This window comes from Terrabacter sp. 2TAF16, from assembly GCF_052115065.1.
In the GTDB taxonomy this organism is placed as follows: Bacteria; Actinomycetota; Actinomycetes; order Actinomycetales; family Dermatophilaceae; genus Terrabacter.
On sequence record NZ_JBFRFZ010000006.1, the window covers coordinates 411,541 to 423,532 of the forward strand.

Below are 11,992 nucleotides of genomic sequence, written 5' to 3' on the forward strand. Positions count from 1 at the left end.
GCCGTGGGGCTCGGCGGCATACGCCCGACCAGCTCGAGCCCACCTGTATCGCAAGGAGCGTTTCGTGGCCGACTTCGCCTACGAGGACCTGCTGCCCATCGGCGCCGACGAGGCGCCCTACCGGCTGCTGACGACCGAGGGCGTGCGCGCCGTCGACGGGCCGGGAGGGCGCACGTTCCTCGAGGTCGACCCGGAGGCGCTGCGGCTGCTGACCGAGACGGCGATGCACGACATCGCCCACTACCTGCGCCCGGCGCACCTGCAGCAGCTGCGCAACATCCTCGAGGACGACGAGGCCAGCAACAACGACAAGTTCGTCGCGCTCGACCTGCTCAAGAACGCCAACATCGCGGCCGGTGGCGTGCTGCCGATGTGCCAGGACACCGGCACGGCGATCGTCATGGGCAAACGGGGCCAGCACGTGCTGACGCCGGGCACGGACGAGCAGGCGATCAGCGAGGGCGTCTACGACGCGTACACCCGCCTCAACCTGCGCTACTCGCAGATGGCCCCCCTCACGACGTGGGAGGAGAAGAACACCGGCTCCAACCTGCCGGCGCAGGTCGAGCTCTACGCCGACACGCTGCCCGGCCACGAGGCGCAGTACAAGTTCCTCTTCATGGCCAAGGGCGGCGGCTCGGCCAACAAGAGCTACCTCTACCAGGAGACGAAGGCGATCCTCAACGAGGACGCCATGATGCGCTTCCTCGACGAGAAGCTCCGCTCCCTCGGCACGGCGGCCTGCCCGCCCTATCACCTCGCCATCGTCATCGGCGGCACGAGCGCCGAGTTCGCCCTGAAGACAGCCAAGTACGCGTCGGCGAAGTACCTCGACACGCTGCCCACCTCGGGGTCGCTGACGGCTCACGGCTTCCGCGACACCGAGCTCGAGGAGAAGGTGCTCGAACTGACCCGCCAGTTCGGCATCGGCGCCCAGTTCGGCGGCAAGTACTTCTGCCACGACGTGCGCGTGGTCCGCCTCCCCCGACACGGTGCGAGCCTCCCGGTGGCCATCGCCGTCTCGTGCTCGGCCGACCGGCAGGTGCTCGGCAAGATCACGGCCGAGGGCGTCTTCATCGAGCAGCTCGAGACCGACCCGGCACGCTTCCTGCCCGACGCCGGCGCCGTCGACCTCGGCGAGCACGAGGACGAGGCGGTGGGCGTCAGCTCGATCAGCAAGAACGTCGTCGTCAAGGTCGACCTGACGCAGCCGATGGACGACATCCTCGCCGAGCTCGCCAGGCACCCGGTCAAGACCCGGCTCTCGCTCACCGGTCCGCTCGTCGTCGCGCGCGACATCGCGCACGCCAAGATCAAGGAACGGCTCGACGCGGGCGAGGAGATGCCGCAGTACCTCAAGGACCATCCCGTCTACTACGCCGGCCCCGCCAAGACGCCAGCAGGTATGCCGTCCGGCTCGTTCGGGCCCACCACCGCCGGGCGGATGGACTCCTACGTCGACCAGTTCCAGGCCGCCGGTGGGTCCAAGGTGATGCTCGCCAAGGGCAACCGGAGCAAGCAGGTCACCGAGGCGTGCGATGCACACGGCGGCTTCTACCTCGGCTCGATCGGCGGCCCGGCGGCCCGGCTGGCCCAGGACTGCATCAAGCACGTCGAGGTGCTCGAGTACGAAGAGCTCGGCATGGAGGCGGTGTGGAAGATCGACGTCGAGGACTTCCCCGCCTTCATCGTCGTCGACGACAAGGGCAACGACTTCTTCGCCGAGGTGAGCAAGCCGATGGCCTTCACCATCTCGAAGCGACCCGGCCTCCAGTGACCGAAAGGACAGACATGAGCGAGAACGCCTCTGCAGGAGCGGGATTCGACGACCTCCTCGCCGCCAACCGCGCCTATGCCGACCGTTTCGAGATGGCCGGCTTCGACGGCATCGCCCAGGCCGGCGTCGCGATCGTCACGTGCATGGACTCCCGCATCGATCCCCTCGGCCTCGTCGGCCTCAAGCCGGGCGACGCCAAGATCTTCCGCAACCCGGGCGGGCGCGTGGCCTCCGAGGCCCTCGAGGCGCTCGTCCTCGCCACCCACCTGCTCAACGTGGACCGCATCCTCGTCGTGCCCCACACCCGGTGCGCCATGGCGTCGAACAGCGAGGCCGAGCTGCGTGAACGTGTGGGTGCGAGCGCCGGCAAGGACGCGTCGTGGATGACGTTCCACGCCATCGCCGACCAGGAGCGCGCCCTGCGCGAGGACCTCGCCAGGGTGCGTACGCACCCGCTCATCGCCGAGGGCGTCAAGGTCGCCGGCTTCATCTACGACGTCGACTCCGGACTGCTCCAGCCCGTCGCCTGACCCGCTCCCGGTCGGGGGTCAGGTGACCGCGCGCGTGGTCCAGACGTGGTGTGCGACCGCGGCGGCCAGCACGAGCCCCGTCGACAGCACCGTCACGCCCACCGGCGGGCCGATGGCAGCGACGCCCAGCAGGACGAGCCCGACGACGACGCCCACCCGGGTCTCGACGACGGGCGCTCCCGCCATCGCGTGCATGGCCGACAGGCACCACGCGTAGACGGCCACGGCACCGGCGAGCGCCACCCCCACGACCCGGTCCGTCGTGTGCGCCTCGCCCTGGACGAGGTCGACGGCGGCCGCGAGCGCCGCACCGGTCGCCGCCACCGAGACGAAGACGAGGTAATGGCCGTAGCCGGTGACGAACGTGCTCCGGATGCCGACCTCGAAGAGCCCCGCGTGCTCGCGCTTGAAGTAGAGCCACCACATGGAGAAGACGATGAGCAGCCCGCCGACGACGATGGCGAGCAGCCCGGCCTCCGCCCCCTGCTCCAGCGCCCCCTGGACCGCCTGCACCGAGGCGAGGATGACCTCGCCGAGCACGATGATCGTCAGCAGGGCGTAGCGCTCGGCGATGTGGTGCGGGTGGAACGGCGTGATGCCGTGCCGCTCGGCCACGATGGGCACGAGAAGCTCGAGGACGACGAGGGCGAAGAACGACACGAGCAGCGCCGTCGTCCCCTGCAGGAGCAGCCGGGCGATCCACAGCACCTGCACGATCGCGATGCCCGACGCGTACGTCAGCGCGGTGCGCCGCCCCTCGGGGTGGCCGGCCGCAGCGCGGAGCCACATGGCCACCATCGCGAAGCGCATCACGGCGTAGCCGCCGACGACGAGTCCCGACTGCTCCGTGCTGAAGAGCTCGGGGATGCCCGCGGCGAGCATGAGCGAGCCCGCCATGATGGCGAAGGTCAGCAGGCGGTACGTCACGTCGTCGCAGTCGTACGACGAGGCGAACCACGTGTAGTTCATCCACGCCCACCAGATGGCGAAGAAGACCATGACGAAGTTGACGAGGTCACCCAGGTGTCCCTCGGCGAGGCCGTGGTGCCACTGCGCGGCGGCACTGGCGATCGCGACGACGAAGACGAGGTCGAAGAGCAGCTCGAGCGGGGTCGCGACGCGATGCGGCTCGTGGGGGTCACGGGGCTGCATGCGCCGTGACAGGGGCACGACGTTGACGTGGCTCACGGGCCGAGTCTGCCAGCAGCGCGCCGGCGGGTGCCCCCGTCAGCCGAGGCCGCGCCGTTCGATGAGGTGCCGGATGTCGGCGTCGGCGCCCCGGAACTCGCGGTAGGACTCGAGCGGGTCGGCCGCGCCCCCGATCCCGACGACGTGCCGGCGGTAGTGGTCGCCGTTGGCACGGGTCAAGCCGCCGTTCTCGCGGAACCACGCGACGGTGTCGGCGTCGAGCACCTCGCTCCAGATGTAGGCGTAGTACTGCGCGTCGTAGGCGTACGAGAAGGTGTGCGCGAAGTACGTCGACCGGTAGCGCGGCGGCACGAGCGGGTTCGCGAGCCCGACCGCGGCCAGGGCGGACGCCTCGAAGGCCCCGACGTCCGTCACGTGTGAGGCCTCCTCGACGTCGATGGCGTGCCACGCCTGGTCGAGCAGCGCTGCCGCGAGGTACTCGCCCGTCGCGAAGCCCTCCCCGAACGTCTGCGCGGCGACGAGCCGGTCGACGAGCTCCTGCGGCAGGGACTCCCCCGTCTCGTGGTGGACGGCGTAGTTCCCGAGGACCTCGGGCCAGAGCATCCACATCTCGTTGACCTGGCTCGGGTACTCGACGAAGTCGCGGAAGACGCGGGTCCCGGCGAAGTGCGGGTAGGTGACCCGGGCGAGCAGGCCGTGGATCGCGTGCCCGAACTCGTGGAAGAACGTGCGAGTCTCGTCGTAGGTGAGCAGCGTCGGCTCACCCGGACCGGGCTTGGGGACGTTGAGGTTGTTGCACACGACGGCGCTCGTCCGGCCCAGCAGGGTGTTCTGGTGGACGAGGCTGTTCATCCACGCCCCACCCTTCTTCGTGTCGCGGGTGTGGAGGTCGAGCAGGTAGAGCCCGAAGGGCGTCCGGTCGGCGTCGCGCACCTCGAAGACGCGGACGTCGGGGTGGTAGCCCTCGAGGTCGTCGCGTTCGTGGAAGGTCAGGCCGTAGAGCAGCCCGGCCGCGTGGAAGATCCCGTCGTGGAGCACCCGCTCGGCCTCGAAGTAGGGTCGCATCGCCGCGAGGTCGACGGCATACCTCGACGCACGGACCTTCTCGGCCCAGAAGGCCCAGTCGTGCGCCTCGATCGGATGGCCCGCCTCGTCCTCGAGCAGCGCCCGCTCGGCCTCGATGTTGCGGGCCGCGGCCGGGGCGAGGCGCCCCAGCAGGTCCATGACGCGCTCGGGGGTGCGCGCCGTGGAGTCGGCGAGCGCCGCGGCGGCATGCGTGTCGTAGCCCAGGAGCCGGGCCCGCTCGGCCCGGAGCCGGACGGTCTCGAGGACGAGCGCCTTGGTGTCGTTCGCGTTGTCGCGGTTGCCGCGGGAGCCCTGCGCCTCGTGGAGCCGGCGGCGCAGGTCCCGGTCGGTGAGCGAGGCGAGGTGCGGGTGCCCGGTCGGCAGGACGAGCGTGAGCAGCCAGCCCCCCTCGTGCCCGTGCTCGGCCGCTGCCGCCGCGGCGGCCGAGATCTCGCCGGTGGTCAGCCCGTCGAGGGCCGCCACGTCGTCGACGAGGACGGCGAGGTCGTTGGAGTCGGCGAGCAGGCGCTTCTCGAACTGGGTGCCGAGGCTCGCGAGCCGCCCGTTGAGCTCGCGCAGGCGGTCCTTGGCGCTCTCGTCGAGCCCGGCCCCGGCGACGGTCATCTCGGTGAGGTGCCGCTCGACGAGCCGTCGCGACTCCGGGTCGAGGGCGGCCATCGCCACCTCGTCGTCGTGGACGGCCCGGATCCGGGCGTAGAGGCGCGGGTCGAGCCGGACCGCGTCAGCGTGGGCGGTGAGACGCGGCGCATACTCCTCCTCGATCGCCTGCACGGCGTCGGTGGCGAGGGAGCTCGACGTCCCGAAGAAGGCCAGGCTCGTCCGGCTCAACGTCTGCCCCGAGCGCTCCAGCGCGACGACGGTGTTCTCGAAGGTCGCGGGCGCCGGGTCGGCCGCGATCGCCTCGACCTCGGCACGGTGCTCGGCCATGCCGCGGTCGAACGCCTCGCGGTAGTGCCCGTCGCGGATCAGGGCGAAGGGCGGCAGCCCGTGGGGCAGCGGGCTCGGGTCGAGCAGCGGGTTGGCGGCCGGGGTCTCGTCGGGCATGGACCGAACCCTACGCAGCAGCGCCCCCGCGCTCGACCCCGTTTCGACCGGACCCCCGAGGGCGTATGCCGTCCGGCGGGCTCAGAGCGACAGCTCGGCCCTGACGACCCCGACGAGGCGGTCGGCGAGGGTGCGGGCCTGGTCGCCGTCGGCGGCCTCGACCATGACGCGGACGACCGGCTCGGTGCCGGACTTGCGCAGCAGGACCCGACCGCTCTCCCCCAGCTCTCCCTCCGCCGCACGCACGGCGTCGGCGACGGCCGTGTTGGCCTCGAGGGCCGACTTGTCGACGTCCTTGACGTTGACGAGCACCTGCGGGAAGTGGGTCATGATGCCGGCGAGGTCGGCGAGAGTCCGACCGGTCGCGGCGACCCGTGAGGCGAGCATGAGCCCGGTGAGGGTGCCGTCGCCCGTCGTGCCGTGGTCGAGCATGACGACGTGACCGGACTGCTCGCCGCCGAGCGCATAGCCGCCGGACTTCATCCCCTCGAGGACGTAGCGGTCGCCGACAGCGGTCTGCAGCACCTTGATGCCGGCGCCGCCGAGAGCCTGGATCATGCCGAGGTTGGACATGACGGTCGCGACGAGCGTGTCGCCGCGCAGCACCCCCTGCTCCTTCATGGCGAGCGCGAGGATCGCCATGATCTGGTCGCCGTCCACCTCGTGGCCGGCGGCGTCGACGGCGAGGCAGCGGTCGGCGTCGCCGTCGAGGGCGATGCCGAAGTCGGCGCCGACCGAGACGACGGTCTCCTTGAGGTGCTCGAGGTGCGTGGAGCCGTAGCCGTCGTTGATGTTGAGCCCGTCGGGTTCGCCGCCGATGACGGTCACCTGCGCCCCGGCCTCACGGAAGGCGCGCGGAGCGACCTCCGACGCGGCACCGTGCGCGGCGTCGACGACGACGTGCAGACCCTCGAGCCGGTGCGGCAGCACCGAGAGCAGGTGCGCGACGTAGCGGTCCGCGCCGTCGAGCAGGGGCGTGATGCGGCCGACGTCACCGCCCGTGGGACGCTGCCACTCGTCGCGCAGCCGGGCCTCGATGCGGTCCTCGAGGTCGTCGGCGAGCTTGTGCCCGCCCCGGGCGAAGAACTTGATGCCGTTGTCGGGCATCGGGTTGTGCGACGCCGAGAGCATGGCACCGAGGTCGGCGTCCTGCTCGCCCACGAGGTAGGCGATCGCTGGTGTGGGCAGCACGCCCGCGTCGCGCACGTCGATGCCCGCCGATGCGAGGCCGGCCACCGTGGCGGCCGCCAGGAACTCGCCGGACGCCCGGGGGTCGCGGCCGACGACGGCGACGGGGCGGTGACCGTTGAAGGCGCCCACCTCGCCGAGGACGTGCGCCGCGGCGACGGAGAGGTCGAGCGCGAGCTCGGCGGTGATGTCCTTGTTCGCCACACCACGGACGCCGTCCGTGCCGAAGAGTCGAGCCACGCTTGTGTGCCTTCCCGATGGGTCCGACCCACTGGGCCGGCTGATGTGCTCGCACGACGATACCGCCCCGACGGCATACGACCATCCGGCGGAGCCCCAAAGGGTCACAACGGACATACCCGCTCTGATCGTGCCGGAAAGTGGCAGGGAACTGGCAGGTGGCTCCCATCCACTTCACAGACGCACCCCGCGACGATGTGGCCATCCCGGGGCCCGACACCCGCGGGCCTTCCCGGGTCCTTCCCAGAGAGGCACTCGATGAGCACTCGACGTTCACGGCGACTGGTCGCCGCCACCGCCACCGCCGCCACCGTCCTCAGCGTGGCGACGGCGCTCGGCGCGTCCGCCGCGGCACCGAGCACGTCCGCGCCCGCTGCCGGCGCGTCCGGCGCAGGGGTGACCAACCCGTACTCTCCGGCCTACGGCCACCCCTACCGCCACGGCGCGGTGCCGACCCGTGAGCTCAACACCCAGATGCACCGGTGGGAGGCACAGACGAAGGGGGCGCGGCCCACGCAGGCCAAGACGCTCTCCTACGGCGGCGGCGTCGACGGGATCGGCGTCACGAGCGGCGGCGCCGAGAAGGTCTACCTCGTGTTCTACGGCAGCCAGTGGGGCAGCCAGGGCACCGACGCCGGCGGCAACCTCACCTTCACCGGCGACCCGAAGTCAGGGGCCCCGGTCGTGCAGAAGCTCTTCAAGGGCCTGGGGACGGGCGGCGAGGCCTGGTCGGGCGTCATGACGCAGTACTGCGACGGTCCGCTCGTGGCCAAGGGCGCGACCTCCTGCCCGTCGAGCGCTGCGCACGTGCGCTACCCGACCGGTGGGGCTCTCGCCGGCGTGTGGTTCGACCCGTCGGTCGCAGCGCCCGCGAACGCCACGGCCAAGCAGCTCGGCGACGAAGCCGTCCGCGCCGCAGGGCATTTCGGCAACAGCACCGCCGCCAGCAACCGCGACGCGCAGTACGTCGTCCTCTCCCCGACCGGCACGCACCCGGACGGCTTCAACACCTCGTCCGGGCAGTTCTGCGCCTGGCACGACTACAACGGTGACCCCTACGTCGGGTCGACCAGCCCGTACGGCGACATCGCCTTCACGAACATGCCCTACGTCATGGACATGGGCACGAGCTGCGGGCAGGACTTCGTCAACACCGGCGCCGCGGGCACCGACGACGGCTACTCCATGGTCGAGGGCCACGAGTACGCCGAGACGATCACCGACCAGAACCCGGCGGGCGGATGGACGAACACGACGTCGCGCACCTACTCCGGTCAGGAGAACGCCGACGAGTGCGCGTGGATCGCACCGGGCGGCGCGGGCGGCGCGGGCAACGTCTCGACGACGTCCGGCAGCTTCGCGATGCAGGCCACGTGGTCCAACGACACCAACCGGTGCGACCTCAGCCACGCGACGGTTGGCTGACGCGTCACCGACCCGCCCGGCGGCATACGCCCTCGGGAACGACGAAGGCCCCCGAGCAGCGCTCGGGGGCCTTCGTACAACCAGCTGGGCAGCCGACTCAGCGCGACTGGAGCCARGCGGTGATGCTCGGCGCCAGCCGAAGCATCAGCGCGACTGGAGCCAAGCGGTGATGCTCGGCGCCAGCCAAAGCATCAGCGCGACTGGAGCCAAGCGGTGACGCTCGGCGCCAGCCGAAGCATCAGCGCTTGGAGTACTGGGGAGCCTTGCGGGCCTTCTTGAGACCGGCCTTCTTGCGCTCCGGGACGCGGGGGTCACGGGTGAGGAAGCCGGCCTTCTTGAGGGCGGGACGGTTGAGCTCCTCGTCGATGCCGTTCAGCGAGCGGGCGACGCCGAGGCGGACCGCGCCGGCCTGGCCGGAGGGGCCACCGCCGTGCACGCGGACGAGCACGTCGTAGGAGCCGTCGAGCTCGAGGAGCGTCAGGGGCTCCTTGACGATCTGCTGGTGCACCTTGTTGGGGAAGTAGGCGTCGAGGGTGCGGCCGTTGATCTTCCACTCGCCGGTGCCGGGGACGATGCGCACGCGGGCGATGGCCTGCTTGCGGCGACCGGTCGCAGCGCCGGGGGTCGAGACCTCACGGGCGCGCTTCGGCTCGCCGGCGACGGAGCCGTCGGACTCCGAGGTGTACTCGGTCAGCTCGGGCTCGTCGGTGTCGAGGACTTCCTCGTTCACGATGTCAGTCACGTGTCTTGTCGCTTTCTACGCAGCAGCCGGGGGGCTTACTGCGCAACCTGGGTGATCTCGAAGGGGACGGGCTGCTGGGCCGCGTGCGGGTGCTCGGCACCGCGGTAGACCTTGAGCTTGGAGAGCTGCTGGCGGGCCAGCGAGTTCTTCGGGAGCATGCCGCGGATGGCCTTCTCGACGGCCTTCTCGGGGCTCTTGGCGAGCAGCTCGGTGTAGGAGGTCGACCGCAGGCCACCCGGGAAGCCCGAGTGGCGGTAGGCCTTCTTCTGCTCGAGCTTGGCGCCGGTCAGGGCAACCTTGTCGGCGTTGATGATGATGACGAAGTCACCGGTGTCGACGTGCGGTGCGAACTGCGGCTTGTGCTTGCCCCGGAGCAGGACAGCGGCCTGGCTCGCGAGACGGCCGAGCACGACGTCGGTCGCGTCGATGACGTGCCACGTGCGAGTGACCTCGCCGGGCTTCGGGGTGTACGTGCGCAATGGAGTCTGCCTTCGCTTCTGAAAATGGTGGAGCAGTGAATGCCGCTGGGCTCGGTCCGCGTCGCCCGTCTCGTCCACAGGGTGGTGATGACGGGTTCGCCTGACGGCCCGGTGCACAACTTCATCCATGTTACGGGGTCGCGTGCCTGTGCCCAAATCACGGGCACGGACACCGAAAACAGTGCCTGACCTGCACGGATGGCACATCGAGACCTCCGTGCACAGATCTTGTGCACATGAAGTGTGCAGAGGTATTGTGCACACTATGGCTGCACAGGACCCCTCGAACCCCTCCCCGACCGCGTCGTCCGGGCCCTCCGACGACGAGAACGTCTGGCTCACGCCGGAGAGCGTGCGCGTCCTCGCCCATCCGCTTCGGTCACGCCTGCTCGGGGCGCTGCGCCGAGGCGGCCCGTCGACCGCGACCGACCTCGCCACGCTCCTCGGCACCAACTCCGGCGCCACGAGCTACCACCTGCGCAAGCTCGAGTCCGTCGGGCTCGTCCACGACACCCAAGAGGGCGAGGGCAAGCGCCGGCTGTGGCGCGCGAGCTCCGAGTACCACTCCTGGCACCCGAGCGACTTCGAGGGTGACGAGGACTCCGAGACCGCCCTCAACTGGCTCACCCGCGACTACGCCCGCCACTTCAGCGAGCAGTACGACAAGTGGCTCGACGTCTCGACGACATGGCCCACCGCGTGGCAGGACGCCTGCGGCTCGAGCGACGCGGCCGTGCTCGTCACCGCCGAGTCCCTCGAGGCGATGCGGGAGGAGATGTGGGACCTCATCGAGCGCTACCGCCGCGTCGGACAGGGCAACCCGCAGGCGCGGCGGATCGCCGTCTACGCCTTCGCCTACCCGCTCGACCTCGACCGACCCCCGACGACGACGACGAAGGACTGAGCCCGATGAGCCCACGGGACACCCTGCTCTCCCCCACTGCGGCCCGCCGCGTCTTCCTCGCCCTGAGCTTCACCCGGTGGTTCCCGGTCGGGCTCGTCGTCGGCCTGCTCACCCTGTGGCAGCTCGAGCGAGGCCTCACCGTGGCGCAGGCGATGACCATCTCGTCCGCCGCCGGGCTGACGATCTTCGCGCTCGAGCTGCCGACGAGCGGCTTCGCGGACGCCTTCGGCCGCCGGCCGGTCTTCGTCGTCTCGGCCGTCGTCAACGTCCTCGCGAGCAGCATCCTGCTCGTGGCGCACTCCTTCTGGGCCTTCTTCGCGGCCGCCGTGCTCACCGGCATCTTCCGCGCCCTGGACTCCGGCCCGCTCGAGGCGTGGTTCGTCGACACGGTGCACGCCACGACTCCCGGCGCCGACGTCGACGGAGCCCTCGCCGCCCAGGGCACCGTGCTCGGCGGAGCCATCGCCTCCGGGGCCCTCGTCTCCGGCGGGCTCGTCTGGTGGCACCCGTTCGCGGGCGCGTCGGCGCTCGTGCTGCCCGTGGCCGTCTTCGTCGCCCTCAACGTCGTGCACCTCGTCGCGGTCCTCGTCCTCCTGCGCGAGCCGCGCGGCGCCGAGCACCTCGACGCCTCGGGTGCCCGGCGCGCCCTCGCCTCCGCGAAGGAGGCTCCCGCCGTCGTGCGCGACGGCCTGGGCCTGCTGCGGAGCAACCGCGCGCTGCGCGGCATCGTCTGCGTCGAGGTGTTCTGGTCGGTGGCGATGATCGTCTTCGAGACCTTCCAGCCGATCCGTCTCGCCGAGCTGGTCGGGGGCGAGGAGCGCGCCGGCGCGATCATGGGCCCGGTGGCCGCCGCCGGGTGGGCCGTCTTCGCCCTCGGCGCGGCCCTCTCGGGATGGTCGAGCCGCCGCATCGGCGTCACCCGCACCGCGATCGCCGCTCGCGTGCTCAACGGCCTCGGCGCCGTCGTCATGGGACTCGTTGCGGGGCCTGCGGCGCTCATCGCCGCCTACGGCGTCACGTACCTGCTGCACGGCGCGGCCGGCCCGGCCCACTCCGCGCTGCTCCACCGCGAGGCCCGGGCCCGCAACCGCGCCACGGTCCTCTCGATGAACTCGATGGTCGCCTCCGCGGCCTTCGGCATCGCAGCCCCGCTCCTGGGCCTGCTCGCCGAGCGCACCTCGACACAGGTCGCCATGGTGACCGCAGGAGCCGTCAGCATCCTCGGCGCGTGGTTCTACCGGCACGCCCTGCGCGCCGAGAAGGCCCGAGCGGCCGAAAGCGTCACGACCGGGCCTGCGCTCCACCCCGCCGTCGACTGAGCCGGCCTCGACACCCACTCGAGTGGCCCCGCCGCCACACCCGCCTCCCGGGCCTGTGACGGCGGGGCCACTCGACGATCGCGGGCGTGCGCCAGGTGGGACGACGGGG

10 protein-coding genes are annotated in these 11,992 nt (G+C 71.1%); 5 read left to right on the forward strand and 5 right to left on the reverse strand.

Features of this window, described 5'->3' with window-relative positions:
- Nucleotides 1–64: 64 nt before the first annotated feature.
- Nucleotides 65–1,777: a fumarate hydratase gene (locus AB4Z14_RS10695; protein WP_442275179.1), complete on the forward strand. Its 1,713-nt coding sequence runs from the start codon at nt 65–67 to the stop codon at nt 1,775–1,777.
- Between the two features lie 14 nt (nt 1,778–1,791).
- Nucleotides 1,792–2,307, forward strand: coding sequence for a beta-class carbonic anhydrase (locus AB4Z14_RS10700; RefSeq protein WP_442275180.1), 516 nt, complete (start codon nt 1,792–1,794; stop codon nt 2,305–2,307).
- Nucleotides 2,308–2,325: 18 nt separating this feature from the next.
- Here the strand turns inward: AB4Z14_RS10700 and AB4Z14_RS10705 are convergent, their stop codons facing one another.
- The 3 genes from AB4Z14_RS10705 to glmM all read right to left on the reverse strand — a co-directional run bounded on the left by AB4Z14_RS10705 (nt 2,326) and on the right by glmM (nt 7,014).
- Entirely contained in the window at nt 2,326–3,495 is a 1,170-nt protein-coding gene (locus tag AB4Z14_RS10705; protein ID WP_442275181.1) for a low temperature requirement protein A, read from the reverse strand.
- 39 nt (nt 3,496–3,534) lie between these two features.
- Nucleotides 3,535–5,586 (reverse strand): M3 family metallopeptidase, encoded by a 2,052-nt coding sequence (locus tag AB4Z14_RS10710; protein WP_442275182.1) that lies wholly within the window; start codon nt 5,584–5,586, stop codon nt 3,535–3,537.
- 81 nt (nt 5,587–5,667) lie between these two features.
- Nucleotides 5,668–7,014 carry a phosphoglucosamine mutase gene (glmM, locus tag AB4Z14_RS10715; RefSeq protein WP_056771011.1) on the reverse strand — a complete coding sequence of 449 codons (1,347 nt, stop codon included), beginning with the start codon at nt 7,012–7,014 and terminating at the stop codon, nt 5,668–5,670.
- Between the two features lie 258 nt (nt 7,015–7,272).
- Between glmM and AB4Z14_RS10720 the strand changes: the two genes are divergently transcribed.
- The gene (locus tag AB4Z14_RS10720; RefSeq protein WP_442275183.1) at nt 7,273–8,439 is read left to right on the forward strand and encodes a hypothetical protein; all 1,167 of its coding nucleotides are present in this window, start codon (nt 7,273–7,275) and stop codon (nt 8,437–8,439) included.
- Nucleotides 8,440–8,677: 238 nt separating this feature from the next.
- On the opposite strand, the gene rpsI is transcribed toward AB4Z14_RS10720, so the two are convergent.
- Together rpsI and rplM are read right to left on the reverse strand one after the other, a co-directional pair.
- Nucleotides 8,678–9,181, reverse strand: coding sequence for a 30S ribosomal protein S9 (rpsI, locus tag AB4Z14_RS10725; protein WP_020143190.1), 504 nt, complete (start codon nt 9,179–9,181; stop codon nt 8,678–8,680).
- Nucleotides 9,182–9,216: 35 nt separating this feature from the next.
- A complete protein-coding gene (gene rplM, locus AB4Z14_RS10730; protein WP_020143191.1) occupies nt 9,217–9,660 on the reverse strand; it encodes a 50S ribosomal protein L13 in 444 nt (147 codons plus the stop codon).
- Nucleotides 9,661–9,925: 265 nt separating this feature from the next.
- Between rplM and AB4Z14_RS10735 the strand changes: the two genes are divergently transcribed.
- Together AB4Z14_RS10735 and AB4Z14_RS10740 are read left to right on the forward strand one after the other, a co-directional pair.
- The gene (locus AB4Z14_RS10735; protein ID WP_442275184.1) at nt 9,926–10,564 is read left to right on the forward strand and encodes an ArsR/SmtB family transcription factor; all 639 of its coding nucleotides are present in this window, start codon (nt 9,926–9,928) and stop codon (nt 10,562–10,564) included.
- A 5-nt stretch (nt 10,565–10,569) separates the two neighbouring features.
- A complete protein-coding gene (locus AB4Z14_RS10740; protein WP_442275185.1) occupies nt 10,570–11,883 on the forward strand; it encodes an MFS transporter in 1,314 nt (437 codons plus the stop codon).
- Nucleotides 11,884–11,992 lie beyond the last annotated feature (109 nt).